Raw genomic sequence first — 17269 nt, forward strand, 5'->3', positions numbered from 1 at the left:
TTGCTTCGGGTGGTGCGGGCAATCCGGCCGCAGATGTGGGATCAGCCCCGCTTGCCGTTGACGAAGGGGCTGAACACCATGAGGCTGAGAATTTCAAACAGCACTTGCGCGCCGACATGCGCCGTATTGGTCGTCGCGTCGTATTGCGGCGCCACTTCCACGACATCGCCGCCGACGAGGTTGATGCCTTTCAGGCCGCGGATCAGTTCCAGCACCTCGCGAGTGGTGAGGCCGCCCACTTCCGGCGTGCCGGTGCCCGGCGCAAAGCTCGGATCGACACTGTCGATGTCGAAGGAGAGATAGGTCGGGCCGTCCCCGACGATCTGCTTCGCCTTCTCGATAATCGCCGGCATGCCCATGCCGGTGACCTCCTCCGCATGGATCACGGTCATGCCGGACTCGTAGGAAAACTCCCACAGATATTCCGCCGAACCGCGAATGCCGATCTGGACGGTGCGCGTCGGGTCGAGCACGCCATCGAGCACCGCGTTGCGGAACGGTCCGCCATGGTGGAATTTCGTGTGGTCGAAGGCGCCGCCGGTATCGCAGTGGGCATCAATGTGGATCATGCCGACCGGGCGCTTCTTGCCGACGGCTTTCAGGATCGGATGGGTGATCGAGTGGTCGCCGCCGACCGACAGCGGCACGACGCCGGCGTCGACGATCTGGTTGGTCCGCTTCTCGATATCATCATGGCTGAGTTCCAACCGGTAGCGGCTTTGGAACGGGACGTCGCCGATATCGGCGACGCGCAGGTCGAACACCGGTGCGCAATCGAGCACGTGGTTGTAGGGGCCGATGCGCTCGATGGTGCGCAGGGCGCGCGGCCCGAAACGGGAGCCCGTACGGTTGGTGACGCCGAGATCCATCGGCACGCCGACGATGGCAACCTGGAGATTGCCGAAATCGGGCGCGCTGGCATCGACCGGCATGTAGGGGGCGGTCAGGAAGGTCGGAACGCCGGCATAGGGCGCAAGGCGCGTGCCGGTCTTGGAGAAAATCTTGTCCGCTACCTTGCGGAATGCCGGATCGAACAACTCGCCGCCGTGGCTTTCGCCATATTTCGCCTTCAGCGCGCTCAGCTTTTTCTCGTCCCACGTCATTATCAGTCACCTCGTATCGGGCCGGAGGAGACGTGCGGGATCGGCAATCGAAAGCCTTCACATGGCTCGAATGTTCGCCGAAAACGGTTCGCGCATCGACATTGCGTCAAAGCGCTTGCCTGCATGTTCCCCAGGCTTTTGCCCTTGTTGCCGACATTAGGAAACAATTTTATTGGAAAATCAATTGACATTGTTATAGCGTTTGGTGTGAGAAAAACTCACATCATTTTCCGCCGTTCGGAGCCGTTTCCGTGTCCAGCCGCCTGCCCCCGCTAAACCCGTTGCGCGCCTTCGAGGCGACGGCCCGGCGTGGCTCCGTTTCGGCTGCGGCGCGCGAGCTCAACGTCACGCATGGTGCGATCAGCCACCAGATAAGAGCGCTGGAACTCTCCTTCAATGCGGCGCTTTTCGAACGCGGCGGCAAGCGGCTGAAGCTTACTCCTCAAGGGGCACTGCTGCTGCCGGCCGTTACCGAGGCATTCCAGGGGATCGCCGCGGCCACCGCGGCCATGACCCGACCGACGACCAGCGGTCAGTTGCGCATCGCCTGCGTGCCGGCGCTTCTGTCCTTCTGGATGATCCCGCGCCTGCACCTGTTCACCGAACAGTTTCCCGATGTGCAACTGACCCTGATTGCCTCGAACGACGCAGCCAACCTGTTTTCCGGCGATGTCGATATCTGCCTCCTCTACGGCGACGGCAATTGGCCGGATTGCTGGGCGCGTCTGTGGAGCCGGCTGGAACTGTTTCCCGTCGTCAGCCCGACCCTGCTCAACATGCGGCCGCTGCGCTCGGTGCGCGACCTGCGCGACCACGTCATCCTGCATGGCGACGACGGCCGCGAATGGAACACCTGGCTTGCCGCCGCCGATGGCATCGATATCCAGCGCGGCCGCCAGCATTTCATGAGCGACGCACGCCTTTCGACGGAAGCGGCGCTGCACAATCAGGGCGTGGCGCTCGGCGATACGATCACCGCCGGCAGCCTGATCGCCAAGGGCGAACTGATCGCGCCTTTCGATCTCACTGTGCCCGCCAATGATGCCTTCTATGTCGCCTGCCGCAACGAGGTCCGCGCCGCGCCCATCGTCAAGGTCTTCATCGACTGGCTGTTCTCGGCGCTGGAAAGCGACCCCATGCCGGAGTTGCAGACTTCGGCGCGCACCATCATCCGCGCCCGCGCCGCCAAGGTCAGCGCCCCCGAGCGCCTGCCATCCAAGGATGGCTTCAAGCCCGTCTCCTCTCCTGCCCGCGCCCGTCGGCCCGAACCGACCCCAAAGCGCCGGGTCAAGCCTTGAAAACACAGGATAATCAGAATGCCGCGCTTCAACCCGCTGATCGCCAGACTTTCGCCGCCGCCGGTGCCTTCCGTCCTCGCCTGGGCAAAGGCCTATGACGGCGCGCGTGGACCGCTTATCGACCTTAGCCAGGCTGTTCCCGGCTATCCGCCGCATCCCGAAATGCTGAAATGGCTCGGCGAGGCCGCCGCCTCTCGCGCATACACAGGCTACGGCGCGATCGAAGGCGAGCGGGTTCTGCGGGCCGCCTATGCCACGCATGTCTCAAGCCTCTACAACGCCTCGATCAATGCGCGGAACATCCACATCACCTCCGGCTGCAACCAGGCTTTCATCTCGACCGTGATTGCGATCGCCGGGGCGGGCGATACGGTCCTGATGACCAACCCGTTCTACTTCAACCAGGAAACCACGCTTGCCATGCTCGGCATCGGTGTCGAACTGGTACCCTGCGACGCAAGCGATGGCTTCCTGCCGGATATCGACGCCATCGCCTCATCGCTGAAACCAGGCGTGCGGGCGCTGGCGCTCGTCACCCCGAACAACCCGACCGGATCGGTCTATCCGCCGGCCCTGCTGCGGCGGATCTATGATCTTTGCCGCGCCAACAAGACCTGGCTGATCCTCGACGAAACCTATCGCGACTTTCTGGGCGAAGGCAGCGGGCCGCCGCACGATCTTCTGACGCTCGAGGGGTGGCAGGACGGCCTGATCTGCCTCTACAGTTTCTCCAAATCCTTCTGCATTCCCGGTCACCGCCTCGGCGCGATCACCGCAGGCCTTGCCGTCGTACGGCAGGTCGCGAAGGTCATGGACAACCTGCAAATTTGCGCGCCACGGTCGGCGCAAGCGGCCGTCGCCAGGGCGCTTCCGGCGCTGGACGACTGGCGCGCGAGCAATCGCGCGGAAATTGGCAGGCGGGCCGAAGCGCTGAAACAGGTGATGGGCAAGCTGACAGGCTGGAAACTCCAGGCGATCGGCGCCTACTTTGCCTATATCCGCCACCCCTATCCAGATATCAACTCCGAATTCGTGGCGGAGAAGCTGGCAAAGATTGCCGGCGTCGTCTGCCTGCCGGGCGACTATTTCGGGGAGGGCCAGGAAGGCTACCTGCGCTTTGCCTTCGCCAATGCCGACGTGCCGACGATCCTTAAACTGGAAGAACGGCTGTCGACCTTCCATCTGCCTGGAATCTGATCAGCCCCGGCGGGCAACCATGATGCCGGCAAGCACGACGGCGCCGCCGACCGCCTGCATCAGGCCAAGGGGCTCGCTGAGCAGAACCCACGCGAGGACTGCCGCCACGACGGGCTGCAGCAATAGCGTCAGAGACGAAAAGGCCGGTGCCAGGAAGGCGAGCGCATAGATGATCAGCGCCTGCCCGCCGGCGTGGCTGACAAGCGCAAGGCCGATCAGAATGGCCCAGCCGAACGGCGCCATTGGGATGAAGCTGTCTTCGAGGAGGAGTGCCAATGGCAACAGGCACACCGCTGCCGAAGCGGTGCTCCAGATCATGATCCGGCTGGTGGAAAAGCGGCTGCGCAGGCGGCCGATCGAAAGCATATAGCCTGCATAGAAGACGGCAGCTACGACTGCCATCGCGTCGCCGGCCAGATGCCCGTCGCCGAGTGCCGCAGGCCCGCCCTTGAGCACCACGACGCCGGCCAGCGTCGTCGTCAGGCCGGCGAGGAACACGCCGCTGACACGGGCGCGAAACAGCGCCCACGAGCCGAGCGTCACGAAGATCGGCGCCATATTGGCAAGCAGCGTCGCATTGGCGACCGATGTCATATGCAGGGACAGGTGCCAGGCGGCGAGATCGGCCGCAAGGAAGACGCCCGGCAGGACGAGCAGGCCGTAGTCGGCCAACCCGGCCGGCCGGGAATCCGAAACCGTCTTTTCCCTTGCCTTGGCCCAGATCAGAAGCGGCAACAGCGCCAGCGCCACCCGCCAGAACGCCGTCGCCATGGGGCCGACCTCCGACAGCCGCACGAAGATCGGCGACCCGCTGATCGCCACACCACCAACCAGCAGTGCAATCAGAGCAAGGCGGCTTGCGGACGCAGACGCGGAAGAACCAACGGCAGTGTCTGACACGAGAGTTGTCCACAGAATCTGCGCGGCACGGCGCCGCCACGCGATAACGCATCGGAGCTAGCAGAAACTCGCCGCCGGAAACAACGACTTCTCCTTATGGATGCATGAGAATTGGTGAAGCGAGCCCCGCAGCCGCAAGGCCGCGAGGCATATGTTTCCACACACGGGCCTCACCCCGCATCGGGCCAGTGCACCGTCTTCACCTCGAGGAAATCCTCAAGGCCGAACACGCCGCCTTCGCGGCCGTTGCCCGACTGCTTGTAGCCGCCGAAGGGACTGCCGTAGCGATGCGGGCCGCCATTGATGTGGACCATGCCGGCGCGAAGCCGCGCGGCAACGCGCTCGGCACGTTTGGCATCGCCGGTCTGGACATAGGCGGCAAGACCATAGCTCGTGTCGTTGGCGATTTCGATCGCCTCTTCTTCCGTTTCGAACGGCATGATGGCAAGCACCGGGCCGAACACCTCTTCGCGGGCGATCCGCATCCTGTTGTTGACGTCGGCAAAGATCGTCGGCTTGACGAAATAGCCTTGCTTGAACCCCTGCGGCTTGCCGGCGCCGCCTACCAGAAGCCGGGCGCCTTCGGAAATGCCCGCCTCGATCAACGCCTGTACCCGGCTGAACTGGATATCGCTGACCAATGGGCCGATATGGCTGCCCTCTTCCGTCGGATTGCCGACCTTGACCTGTTTGCCGACCCGAGTGGCGATCTCGACGACCTTGTCGTAGACGGATTTCTGCGCCAGAAGCCGCGTCGGCGCGTCGCAGGACTGGCCGGAATTGTTGAAGCATTCCAGGACGCTGGCAGTAACGCGTTCTTCCAGGTCGGCATCTTCGAAGACGATGTTCGGCGACTTGCCGCCGAGCTCCAGCGTGACGCGCTTGACGGTATCGGCCGCATCCTTGCTGACGGCGATGCCCGCGCGGGTCGAGCCGGTGAACGACATCATGTCAACGTCCTTGTGCCGGGAAAGGGCCGCACCCACATTCGGCCCATCGCCGTTGACGAGGTTGAATACACCGGCCGGGAAGCCGGCCTCGTGCACCATTTCAGCGTAAAGGAGCGCATTCAGCGGCGTGAATTCACTCGGTTTCAGGACGCAGGTCGAGCCCGTGGCGAGCGCCGGGACGACCTTCAGCGCGATCTGGTTGATCGGCCAGTTCCACGGCGTGATCAGGCCGCAGACACCGATCGGCTCGCGCAACAACACATCGCCATTCGCCAGCACCTTGCGCATATGCAGGCGCTTCAGGGCATCGATGAAGCCCTGAAGATGACCGACGCCCACATCGGCCTGCTGCTCGCGGCTCATCGTCGCCGGAGCACCCAGTTCCATGGTGATGGTCTGCGCCATTTCGTCGTAGCGGCGCTTGTAGATAGAAAGCAGCTTTTCCAGAAGCGCCAGTCGTTGTTGGACGCTGGTGCGGCTATAGCTGACGAAGGCCTTCCTGGCAGCCGCAACGGCGCGGTCGATATCGGCCGCCGCGCCCATAGAGATCACGGCGACCGGCTTTTCCGTTGCCGGATTGAGCACCTTGAGATCATTCGGCGTGATCGGGTCTACCCATTCGCCGTTGATGTAGAACTTGCGTTTGTCGAGCATGTGTCGCTCCCTCCCGTCCGATCGTGTTCTGTTTTTCATGCAGCCAATCGGTGATCAATTGGCGGTAACGTGCGCCGCAAAAGCTTGGAAAATGACCGCCGTGCACGATGCGCACGGGGATCTTCAACAGCCGCTCCATGGATGTGAGATAGTCAGCGGCATTTGAGTGATAGATGTCCTCGACCAGCGGGCCATCGTAGAGGATGTCGCCGGAGAACAGGATTTCGGTAGCCTTCTCATAGAGCGCAATGCCACCCGGCGAATGGCCGGGCGTATGAATGACCTCGAAGACCCGGTCTCCCAGATCGATGATGTCGCCGTCATCGAGAATGCGCGTCGCAGGCGCCTTTTTTACGGCGTAGCAGGTCGAACAATAGGGTTCCGGCGGCAATGCATCGAAAATCTCGTCGGTGACGTAGGGATCGGCGAGCGTGTTTGCGCGGGTCGGGTTGGCGAGCAGATCGGCCTCGGCGGAATGCACCGCGCGGCATGCGAATTCGTGATGGCAGCCGATATGGTCGAAATGCGTGTGGCTGGCGACGGCAACGAGATCACGTTCGCTCACGAGCGGCACCCACTGACGCAGGGAAACCACGCCCATGCCGCTATCGACCAGCATGTCGCAATCACGGCCGCGCACATGCCAGATATTGCACCGGTAGAACTCGCGGATGAACGGCTCGCAGATGGCGGTTACTCCGTCATCGAGACGCTTGACGGCATACCATCTGTCGGGATCGATGCGTTCCATGCTCACGTCCAGCCGCCTCCCCGAGCAAGGCTACGACATTGGCGCGATTGACCGCAAGTGGCACGATCTTGCCTTCGGCCACCGCTTCAGGAAACAGCTCGCAACCTGCTTGTGATGCGCAGACGCCCTGAAAAACGAAAGCCCCTGAACCGGCGTCGATTCAGGGGCTTCGATCGAGGGCGGCGAATTCCGCCGCAAAAAAGATCAGATCGCCCCAAGAACGAGCGCGGAGACAAAAAGGAAAGCCGCAGCGAATGCTGCCGCCTGGGCGGCCATGTTCCAGGAAAACTGTGTTCCCGGGTTGCCGAAGGCGGTTGGGCGATTCTGCATCACCGGTTTCGAACCTTGCATCCTGTCCTCCACTTCGAGCCGTTGCAGATATTCTGCCGACCATGCCGTCACACCGGCTTTCTCCGATATTTTCCACCGACTTTATAGATATTATTTTCTTTATTTGTCGCCGGAGGGGGAAAAACCGTTCTCGGGCGCGATCGGCCAGAGGAAGAAACGCCGCAGGCGTCTTAATGTTCCCGGCCTTGTTCTCTTTCTCTCACGTGCCTGGACCATTGCTCGCTGAACCAGGGACTGAGCAACGAAACATCGGGCTGGCTGTGCGGCTTCGTCATCGCACCGGTCTCTTCCATGTAGGTCCATACCTTGAAGGTCGTCAGCTCATGCTTGCCGAAGGTCTGGATCAGCGGAATGTCGGCGGCGTCACGGCCGCGTGCGACCGGAATACGGCCCATGCGCGGAATATTGTGGCGGGCATCGAACGTGTACCATCGGTCCTGAAGATAGACTTCGAACCAGGCATTGAAATCCATCGGCGCGGGATCACCGGCAACACCGATATCACCCATATAGCCGTTGACGTAGCGGGCCGGCATGTTCATGCAGCGGCAAAGGGTGACGGCGAGATGGGCGTAGTCCCGACAGACTCCTGCCCGCTCCTCATGCGCTTCCATCGCCGTGCGCAAGTGTGGTGCATAGCCGTAGCTGAAGATCAGTCGGTCATGCACATAGTCGCAGATCGCCTTCACACGTTGCCAACCCGGTTCGATATCCCCGAACAACCGCCAGGCCAGCGCGCCAAAACGGTCGGTTTCGCAATAACGGCTGGCAGAGAGATAGGGCAGGCAGGCGGAAGGCAGCCTTTCGACCGGTACGGCCTTCGCCTCGAGATTGACGCGATCGTGGCGGCCGCTGTCGCTGACAACGGCATCGTAGCTCAACTTCAACCCGCCGGCGGGCACGACCATGCGCATGCAGACATTGCCGTGCGGATCGACGACCTCGCCGATTTTCACGGGCGGCTCGGCAACCGGTCCCCGCTCGCTGATGATGTCGGACCGCCTGGCACGATCGACGGAAAGATAGGTCATCATCGGCGTCGGCTGCTCGCAGCTGATGCCGATCTCGTATCCGAACCGTATGAACATAGGCTACCTCCCACCATCGGCGGGAACGGATTCCCGCATCATTGTTCCGGTTTCAGGCTTGGAAAATGAGAACCCAAGAGAGCTTCCGCTACAGAACGCAACTCGCACGCATGTCTTCATCACCCATCCCGGCGTCTTGAGGATCGAGCCTTGAGGATGAGGTGCCTTTACCGCCAACCGGGCGCCGTGCGGGCGTCGCCGCGAGGCAGACAATTACCGCAAATACTAAGCCGATCGCCAAACGCTGACAACCTACCGAGGGATGCCGGCGCCGATGTGCAAGCGAAAAGGTTCGCAAGGGATGCCCGAAGGTGTGCGCGGCTAAATCGCGACATCCGACCTTAAATTTTTGATTTATAAGCAGATTTAAATGACCAGCATCGCCCTGAAGTCGTTGACGTTCGTTCCTGTCGGACCGGGAACGAACAGGTCGCCGCTAGCATGAAAGGCGCTCCACGCATCGTGCCGGGCAAGACAGTCGCGCGGATCGCCACCGGCCGCACGCACCCGCGTCACCGTCCCCGCATCGGCGAAAGCCCCTGCATTGTCCTCCGAGCCATCGATGCCGTCGGTATCGGCCGCCAGGGCATGGATGCCGTCAACATCCTCGATGTCGAGCGCGAAGGACAACAGAAACTCGCTGTTGCGTCCGCCCTTGCCATAGGTGTTGCCGGAAATGGTCACCGTCGTTTCGCCGCCGGACAGGATGGCGACAGGTTTCTGGAACGGCCGGTTGCGCAAAACCGTTTCGCGCGCGATCGCGGCATGCATGCGGCCGATATCGGCGGCCTCTCCTTCGATGGCGTCTGAAAGGATCACCGCCTCGATGCCCTGCTGCCGGGCCTTGGCAGCAGCCGCTTCCAGCGAAACACTGGCCGAAGCGATGATATGACGCTGGTGACCGGCAAAGGCCGCGTCGTCCGGCCGAGGCGCTGCGGCTTTTGATGAATTCAGGTGCTGCATCACAGCCTCGGGCAATTCCATGCGGTAGCGCCCGACGATCGCAAGAGCATCCGCCGGTGTCGACAGATCCGGGATCGTCGGGCCGGATGCGACAAAGGCCGGATTGTCGCCGGGCACGTCGGAGACGATCAGGCTGACGACCTTGGCGGGTGCCGCAGCAACGGCCAGACGACCGCCCTTGATGCGCGAGACATGCTTGCGCACGACGTTCATCGCCGAAATCGGCGCGCCGGAAGCGAGGAGAGCGCGATTGACGGCAATTTCGTCCTGAAGCGACAAGCCGGCGGGCGGCGCCGGCAGCAACGACGAGCCGCCACCGGAAATCAGCGCCACGACGAGGTCATCCGGCGTCAGCCCCTCAACCAGCCGCAGCAATTCGGCCGAGCCGGCAAGCCCGGCCTCGTCCGGTACCGGATGCGCCGATTGCAGGATGCGGATACGCTCGCAGGCAGCGATCGGCCCGTGCCGGGCCACAACAGCACCCTCGAGCGGGCCGTCCCACAGGCTTTCGAATGCCGCCGCCATCTGGCTTGCCGCCTTGCCAGCGCCAACGACGATGGTCCGACCTTTGGGCCGCGCAGGCAAATGGGCGCGGATGGCCGCAAGCGGATCGGCCGCTTCGACGGCAGCCTCGAACAGGCTCGCCAGCAAGGGACGTGGTTCTAGCATCATTCAGGATTATCTCGCGATTTCGAAGTCGTAGACGAAAACGCCATCAACGCCGCCTTCCGTCGCAGCAACGATGCGGGCTCCCGCCTTCTCATGCTCGGGATGGGAAAGATAGGTGTCGCGCGCAGTCGCATCGGCGAAATCGATGATGAAGCCGCTATTGTAGCCTTTTCCGAGACCCTCCGGGCTGACATTGGGACCGATGTCGATGGCGAGATATCCAGGAACAAGCGGCTTCAACGCCGCTATGTCGGCGAGAATCGATACCCTCTCGGCATCCGGTACGCTCGTCTTGAAGCGGATGAAGACACAATGGCGGATCATGGTAGCTCCTATCGGATCTCGGCGCGTGCCCGCGGTCTGAGGTCGTTGCGTTCGTAGCTGAAAATCGCCGCCGGCAGCGGCTGGCGGTTGCGGATGATGTCGGATCCCTTTTCGCCCATCATGATCGTCGGGCCGTTGGTATTGCAAGAGGGCACGCGCGGCATGACGGAACTGTCGCAGACACGCAAGCCTTCAAGGCCATGGACTTTCAGCTCCAGGTCGACGACGGCGTCCGCACCGGTGCCCATCTTGCAGGTGCCGACCGGATGATGGTCGGTCTTGGCGTTGGCGCAGCCATAGTCGAACAATTCCTCGTCCGTCATCACCTTGGGTCCCGGCAAACGCTCGGCCATGACAAACGGCTTCAGCGCCGCCTGCTGGAGGATTTCGCGTGCGATCTTCAATCCCTCGATCGACATCTTCCGGTCATGCGGATCTTCCCAATAGTTCGGATCGATCAACGGAGCCGCCGCCGGGTCGGAAGAGGATAGCCGCACGGTGCCGCGCGAGCGCGGATGGAGATAGGCGGAGTTCAGCGTGACGCCGGCATTCTTCAGCTTCTCGACGCCCGCCTCGATGCCGGAGCCGAGACCGAGGTGGAATTGGATATCGGGCGAGCGGGCATTCGGATCGGCATACCAGAAGCCGCCGGTCTCGAAGAGCGAGGAGGCGACCGGGCCGGTGCGGAACAGCACATATTGCAGGCCCGCCCAGAGCGTGCGGTGCAATTTGGCGACGCCGTCATAGGTGTGGTCGCCGGTGCATTCGGAAATGACGAAGAGATCCAGATGATCCTGCAGGTTGGAGCCGACCCCCGGCAGATCGTGTTTCACCTCGATACCGACCGAGCGCAGATGATCGGCAGGCCCGATGCCGGACTGTTGCAGGAGCTTCGGCGAGCCGATGGCGCCGGAGGAAACCAGCACCTCGCGCTCGGCCCGGACAATCTCGGCGCCGCGCGACGTGGCGATCTCGACGCCGACGGCGCGTCTGCCTTCGAGCACGATCCGGCTCACCCGCGCGCCGAGCCTGACCGTCAGGTTCTTGCGGTTCCTGATCGGCGAGAGATAGGCGAGCGAGGCGGAGGAGCGGCGGCGATTGCGCTGGGTGAGCTGGTAGAAACCGACGCCGGCCTGTTGCCTGCCATTGAAATCATGATTGTAGGGAATGCCGAGCTCCTGGCCGGCACGGATATAGGCATCGCAGATCGGCAGGCCGGAGACGGGCATGGAAACCCCGAGCGGCCCGCCATAGGAGTGGTAGTCGTCGGCGAAACGCTGGTTGTCTTCGGCGCGTTTGTAGTAGGGCAGAACGCTACGGTAGTCCCAGCCGGTGCAGCCGTCCTCGCTCGCCCAAAGATCATAGTCGAGCGCATTGCCGCGCGTATAAAGCTGCGCATTGATCGAGGAGCCGCCGCCGATGACCCTGGCCTGCGTATAGCGCAGCACGCGGCCCTTCATGTGCTTCTGCGGCACGGTTTGCCAGCCCCAGCTTGCCACGCCCTTGGTCATCTTGGCGAAACCGGCCGGCATATGAAATAGCGGGTTCCAGTCGCTACCGCCCGCTTCGAGCAGGAGCACCGTGACGTCGGCGTCCTCCGTCAGCCGGTTGGCAAGGACGCAACCGGCCGGACCGCCGCCGGTGATGATGTAATCGTAAGTCATGTGTCTTCCTCAAATTCACGTCATGCCGAGCCAAAACCCCTCATCCGCCCTTCGGGCACCTTCTCCCCGCAAGCGGGGCGAAGGAGAGTGCGGCAAACTCAGTCGTTCCCTCTCCCCGTTTTCGGGGAGAGGGCTAGGGTGAGGGGCAATCGCCGCCGCACCCTCACAACCTTCCGATCGACAGCCCGCCATCGGCATTGATCACCGATCCCGTCGCAAAGCCGAAACCGCCGCTCGCCAATGCCGCAACGATCGTGCCGATATCCTCCGGCTCGCCCCAGCGCTTCATCGGCACCAGACCGTCATTGATCAGGGCGTCATATTTCGCGGAAACGCCGGCGGTCATGGCAGAGCGGATGATACCCGGCCGCACCTCGAAAACGGCGATGCCGGTTTCTGCAAGACGCAGCGCCAACCCTTGCGAAAAGGCGGCGAGCCCGGCCTTCGTCACGCAGTAGTCCAGCCGCTCGGGCGAACTCATCGTCGCCGAAACGGAGGTAATGTTGATCACCGAGCGTCTCGCCTCGGAACCGGCGGCCAGCATCGCCTTCACCACGGCCTGGGTGAAGAACACCGTGCCGCGCAGATTGGTGGCGACGATCGCGTCGAAATTCTCCGGCGCCAGATTAAGAAAATCGCCGCGCACCACCGATGCCATGCCGGCATTGTTGACGAGGCAGGCGATAGGTCCCAGTTGCGCCTGAACGGCATCGACCGTCGCCTGATGGCTCAGGAGATCGGAAAGGTCGGCCTGCAGGAAAATTGCCTTGGCGCCGAGCGCCAGAAGGTCGTCGAGCACGGTGCCGATCTGATCGGCGTCACCGATGCCCGTGATGGCGATGTCGAAACCGCCTTTGGCTAGCGCTTTGGCGATACCGAGGCCGATGCCGCGGCGTCCGCCGGTGACGATGGCAACGGGACGCTTCGTCATGCCGCCAGATCCTTTGCAACAATGTGGTCAGCGACGCGCAGGGCTTGCGCCGCGACCGTCAGGGCCGGATTGACCGCTGCCGATGTCGGCAGGAACGACGCGTCGACGACGAACAGGTTGCGGTGGTCGAAGGCGCGGCAATAGACATCGAGCGGCGCAGACGCCGGATCGTTGCCGATCCGCACCGTACCGCATTGATGCGACGGCGTGCGCTTGTCGAAGGGGCGCGATAGGACGATCGGGAATCCCGCCGCCTTCAGCGCCTGCTTCAGCTTCTTCACCAGCATCAGATGCGCCGGCCAGTTGGTGCGCACCCATTGCAGCACGATACGCTCGCCATCCACCATGATCCGGCTTTCCGAATGCGGGATATCCTCGCTCATGGCGTAGAAGTCGATAGCGTGCGCCGATATCTGACCGAGCAGCCATTCCGGCACGGAGGGCATGTTCGCCTTCAGGATGGGACCGGAGATGCGACCGAGAAGCTGCACATTGCCGAGCGGCGGGCCGCCCTCACCATCCGAAAGGTAGAAATCATTGAAGCCGAAGGTCTTCTGGTAGATCGACCTGTTCCGAAAGAACGGCGAAACCGCTATCACTGCGCTCGAATTGTGGTTCATGAAGTTGCGGCCGACCTGGTCCGAACTGTTGGCAAGCCCCTTCGGATGAGCGGCATTGGCCGAGCGCAGCAACAGCGCCGCCGACTGCACCGCACCTGCCGACAGGATGACCAGCTTCGGCGAGACGGTATGTTCGACGCCGTCCTTGATATAGCGAACGGTCTCGATCCGCTTGCCATCCGGCGCCGTTTCCAGCCGCGTCACCCGCGACCCGGTCTGCAACCGGACATTCCGATGCTGCAACGCGACCGCCAGCGCCGCGGTCTCCGCATCCATCTTGCCGTCGAAGCTGTTGGGGTGCGCGTCCCAGGGTGTCTTCGCCTTGGCGAGCCACTTGTCGATATCGACACCAAGCGGCAGCGAATAGGGATGCAGGCCGTTGCGCTTGAGCTTTTCGCGCACTGCGGCAATCGGGGGTTCGTCCGGCACCGGCGCAAAGGCGTAGCCTTGCGAATGCGGCGGCTCCGTCGGGTCCTCGCCGAGCGTGCCGCGCACCTGATAGAGCTTTTCGGCCCGGCTGTACCAGGGCTCCAACTCTTCATATGGGAACGGCCAGGCGGGCGAGACGCCCTCCAGATGCTGCATCTCGGCAAAATCCTCGCGGCGATAGCGCACCAGCACGGCACCGAAGAATTTGGAATTGCCACCGACGTTGTAATAGTTGCCCGGATTGAAGCTCGTCCCGTCGGTTTCGTACCAGAGCTCCTTTGGCCGAAAATGGCCGCGCTGGAAGATCGCTCGCGGGTCGCGGTTTTCCGGCCGGTCCTCTATATGACTGCCGGCCTCCACGATCAGGATGTCGGCGCCGGAACCCGCAAGGGCAGAGGCGATCGTCGCCCCGCCGATGCCGGAGCCGATGATGACGATATCGGGCTGCTTCACCATGGCGAGACTCAGCCGATGCGCTGCTGGCTTTGCGGATCGAAGTACACCGCCTTGTCCAGGTTGAAGGCAAGCCTTGTGTGTTGTCCGGGCGCGATACGCGCGTCGGCGCGCAGGCGTGCGACCACTTCCTTGCCACCGAGCTTGGTCACGGCGAACGTATCGGAGCCGGCCGGTTCGACCACTTCGATCAGGCACTCCCCTTCGACCAGCGAGCGGGCATTGCGATCGGCGCCGTCCGGATCGGTCAAGGCTTCTGGGCGGATGCCGAAGACGATCTGCTTGCCGGCATAGGCGGACAGGCCATTCACCTGCGCCACCGGCAGATGCATTGGCTCCGCATCCGGGCGTGCCAGCGAGACCCGAAGATCGTTGCCGCCCCCTTCGACGGTCGCGCTCAGGAGGTTCATCGCCGGCGAGCCCATGAAATCCGCGACGAACAGGTTGGCCGGATTGTTGTAGATCTCGGCCGGGGTTCCGAACTGCTGCAGCACGCCATCCTTCAGGACGGCGATCTTGGTCGCCAGCGTCATCGCCTCGATCTGGTCGTGCGTCACGTAGACGATCGTCGTCTTCATGCGCTGGTGCAGGCGCTTGATCTCGGTGCGCATGTCGACGCGCAGCTTGGCATCGAGGTTGGACAGCGGCTCGTCGAACAGGAAGACCTGCGGATTGCGCACTAGCGCCCGGCCCATAGCGACGCGCTGGCGCTGGCCGCCGGAGAGCTGGCTCGGCTTGCGCTCGAGCAGGTGGCCGATCTGCAGCATATCGGCGACCTGCTTGATCGCCTTCTCGCGCTCCTCCTTCGGCACCCCGCGGATTTCCATGCCGAAGGCGATATTTCCGGCCACCGTCATGTTCGGATAAAGCGCGTAGGACTGGAACACCATGGCAATATCACGCTTGGAGGGATGCAGCCCCGCCACCGAGCGGCCGTTGATGGCAATGTCGCCGGACGTAATCGGCTCCAGGCCCGCGATGGTATTGAGCAGCGTCGATTTTCCGCAGCCGGAGGGGCCGACCAGCACCAGGAAGCCGCCCTCCTCGATCTCGAGATTGATGTTCTTGAGGATTTCCAGCGAGCCGTAGGACTTGCGCAGATCGGTGATTTTCAGAAACGACATGGTCTTAACCCTTCACGGCGCCAGACATCAGGCCGCGGACGAAGTAGCGGCCGGAGACGATGTAGACGACAAGCGTTGGCAGGGCGGCGAGGATCGCGCCTGCGAAGTGGACGTTGTATTCCTTGACCCCCGTGGAGGAGGAAACCAGGTTGTTGAGCGCGACCGTCATCGGCGTCGAATTGGCGCCGGAGAAGGACGCGCCGAACAGGAAGTCGTTCCAGATGTTGGTGAACTGCCAGATGACCGAGACGACGATGATCGGACCTGACGATGGCAGAAGGATGCGTCGGAAAATCTGGAAGAAGCTCGCACCGTCGATCTGCGCCGCCCGAACCAGTTCGGTCGGGAAAGCCTCGTAGTAGTTGCGGAAATAGAGCGTCGTGAAGCCGAGGCCGTAGATGACATGCACGAAAATCAGGCCCGGCACCGACCCCGCCAGTCCGAAGATGCCGAGGATGCGCGCCATCGGGATAAGCACGATCTGGAACGGGATGAAGCAGGACAGAAGCAGCATGCCGAAGAAGATGCCGGAACCGGGAAAGCGCCACTTGGTCAGCACGTAGCCGTTCAGCGCGCCGACGATGGTCGAGATCGCCACGGCCGGAATGACCATCAGGATGGAATTGATGAAAAACGGGCGAAGTCCCGTCGGCTGCACGCCGATCTGCGCGGTCGACCAGGCGGAAAGCCAGGGCTCGATCGTCCAGGTCTGCGGCAGGCCAAGCATGCCGCCCTGACGGATTTCGTCGAGGGGCTTGAAGGAATTGACGACCATCACGTAGAGCGGCAGCAGCGAATAGAGCGCAAACAGGATCAGCACCGAATAGATGATCGCGCGCGTCAGGCGGCCGCTGGAAATGGCGTTGTCAGGGCTCTGGACGCTCATCGGCGCTTCTCCCCTTTGATTTCGGAATAGAGGTAGGGAATGATGATCGAGAAGATCATCACCAGCATGATGATCGCCGAGGAAGCGCCGATGCCCATCTGGTTTCGGGTGAAGGTGTAGGAATACATGAAGGTTGCCGGCAGTTCGGTTGCCTGCCCAGGGCCGCCACCGGTCAAGGCGATGATCAGGTCATAGGCCTTGATGGCAAGATGGGCGAGCACGACGAAGGCCGACAGGAAGACCGGGCGCATCAGCGGGATGATGATCCGCCGGTAGATGGTCGTCGTCGAGGCGCCATCGATCTGCGCCGCCTTGATGATCTCGTTGTCGACGCCGCGCAGCCCGGCAAGGAACATCGCCATGATGAAGCCCGAGGATTGCCAGACGGCAGCGATCACCACGCAATAGATCGCGTAGTTGCGGTCCTTGATCCAGTTGAAGGTGAAGCTCTCCCAGCCCCAGAGATGCATGGTGTTTTCCAGCCCGATGCCGGGGTCGAGGAACCATTTCCAGGCGGTGCCGGTGACGATGAAGGACAGTGCCATCGGATAGAGATAGATTGGCCGCAGCAGACCCTCGGCGCGGATCTTCTGGTCGAGCAGGATCGCAAGACCAAGCCCGAGCACCGAGCAGATGCCGATATAGAGCGTCGCGAAGATCGCCAGATTGGAGATCGCCCGCCACCAGTGCGGCAGGGCCCAGAGCTTGGAATAGTTGCTGAGACCCACGAAGTTGTAGGACGGCAGCATCTTGCTGTCCGTCATCGACAGGAAGCCGGTATAGGCGATGAAGCCATAGACAAAAATCAGGACGATGAGGAAGCTTGGAGCAAGTACCAACTTTGGCACAATATCCTGCAACCGGCTGCGGCTATCCATGTTTGTTACCACCGTATCGTTTGTTTGGGCGAGCCT

The 17269-nt window shown here is 62.4% G+C and carries 16 protein-coding genes; 2 read left to right on the forward strand and 14 right to left on the reverse strand.

What is annotated here, in order from left to right; genetic code table 11:
* Positions 1-41 precede the first annotated feature (41 nt).
* A complete protein-coding gene (gene speB / locus JNB71_RS06380; RefSeq protein ID WP_220370945.1) occupies positions 42-1103 on the reverse strand; it encodes an agmatinase in 1062 nt (353 codons plus the stop codon).
* Between the two features lie 251 nt (positions 1104-1354).
* Between speB and JNB71_RS06385 the strand changes: the two genes are divergently transcribed.
* A complete protein-coding gene (locus JNB71_RS06385; RefSeq protein ID WP_220370946.1) occupies positions 1355-2401 on the forward strand; it encodes a LysR substrate-binding domain-containing protein in 1047 nt (348 codons plus the stop codon).
* An 18-nt stretch (positions 2402-2419) separates the two neighbouring features.
* Positions 2420-3598 (forward strand): aminotransferase, encoded by a 1179-nt coding sequence (locus JNB71_RS06390; RefSeq protein WP_220370947.1) that lies wholly within the window; start codon positions 2420-2422, stop codon positions 3596-3598.
* On the opposite strand, the gene JNB71_RS06395 is transcribed toward JNB71_RS06390, so the two are convergent.
* The 13 genes from JNB71_RS06395 to JNB71_RS06455 form a co-directional block, all read right to left on the reverse strand.
* Positions 3599-4498, reverse strand: coding sequence for a DMT family transporter (locus tag JNB71_RS06395; protein ID WP_431028239.1), 900 nt, complete (start codon positions 4496-4498; stop codon positions 3599-3601).
* A 170-nt stretch (positions 4499-4668) separates the two neighbouring features.
* Positions 4669-6102, reverse strand: coding sequence for an aldehyde dehydrogenase family protein (locus JNB71_RS06400; protein WP_220370948.1), 1434 nt, complete (start codon positions 6100-6102; stop codon positions 4669-4671).
* Positions 6041-6853 (reverse strand): MBL fold metallo-hydrolase, encoded by an 813-nt coding sequence (locus JNB71_RS06405; RefSeq protein ID WP_223215754.1) that lies wholly within the window; start codon positions 6851-6853, stop codon positions 6041-6043. The genes JNB71_RS06400 and JNB71_RS06405 overlap by 62 nt, the downstream gene beginning before the upstream one ends.
* A 204-nt stretch (positions 6854-7057) precedes the next feature.
* A complete protein-coding gene (locus JNB71_RS06410) occupies positions 7058-7204 on the reverse strand; it encodes a hypothetical protein (RefSeq protein WP_220370949.1) in 147 nt (48 codons plus the stop codon).
* 170 nt (positions 7205-7374) lie between these two features.
* Positions 7375-8292 (reverse strand): transglutaminase-like domain-containing protein, encoded by a 918-nt coding sequence (locus JNB71_RS06415; RefSeq protein WP_220370950.1) that lies wholly within the window; start codon positions 8290-8292, stop codon positions 7375-7377.
* Between the two features lie 366 nt (positions 8293-8658).
* On the reverse strand, positions 8659-9927 hold the full coding sequence (locus JNB71_RS06420; RefSeq protein ID WP_220370951.1) for a glycerate kinase type-2 family protein: 1269 nt from the start codon (positions 9925-9927) through the stop codon (positions 8659-8661).
* A gap of 6 nt (positions 9928-9933) precedes the next feature.
* Positions 9934-10248, reverse strand: coding sequence for a Dabb family protein (locus JNB71_RS06425; protein ID WP_220370952.1), 315 nt, complete (start codon positions 10246-10248; stop codon positions 9934-9936).
* Between the two features lie 8 nt (positions 10249-10256).
* Positions 10257-11912, reverse strand: coding sequence for a GMC family oxidoreductase (locus JNB71_RS06430; protein WP_220370953.1), 1656 nt, complete (start codon positions 11910-11912; stop codon positions 10257-10259).
* Between the two features lie 163 nt (positions 11913-12075).
* Complete coding sequence (locus JNB71_RS06435) at positions 12076-12843, reverse strand: 3-ketoacyl-ACP reductase (RefSeq protein ID WP_220370954.1); 768 nt, start codon at positions 12841-12843, stop codon at positions 12076-12078.
* On the reverse strand, positions 12840-14348 hold the full coding sequence (locus JNB71_RS06440) for a GMC oxidoreductase (RefSeq protein ID WP_220370955.1): 1509 nt from the start codon (positions 14346-14348) through the stop codon (positions 12840-12842). The genes JNB71_RS06435 and JNB71_RS06440 overlap by 4 nt, the downstream gene beginning before the upstream one ends.
* A gap of 8 nt (positions 14349-14356) precedes the next feature.
* A complete protein-coding gene (locus tag JNB71_RS06445) occupies positions 14357-15469 on the reverse strand; it encodes an ABC transporter ATP-binding protein (protein ID WP_220370956.1) in 1113 nt (370 codons plus the stop codon).
* Between the two features lie 4 nt (positions 15470-15473).
* Positions 15474-16355 (reverse strand): carbohydrate ABC transporter permease, encoded by an 882-nt coding sequence (locus JNB71_RS06450; protein WP_220370957.1) that lies wholly within the window; start codon positions 16353-16355, stop codon positions 15474-15476.
* Positions 16352-17233: a carbohydrate ABC transporter permease gene (locus tag JNB71_RS06455; protein ID WP_220370958.1), complete on the reverse strand. Its 882-nt coding sequence runs from the start codon at positions 17231-17233 to the stop codon at positions 16352-16354. Before JNB71_RS06455 ends, JNB71_RS06450 begins: the two co-directional genes overlap by 4 nt.
* Positions 17234-17269 lie beyond the last annotated feature (36 nt).

Origin of the sequence: Rhizobium herbae, assembly GCF_019511375.1 — a bacterium.
Taxonomy (GTDB): Bacteria; Pseudomonadota; Alphaproteobacteria; order Rhizobiales; family Rhizobiaceae; genus Pararhizobium; species Pararhizobium herbae_A.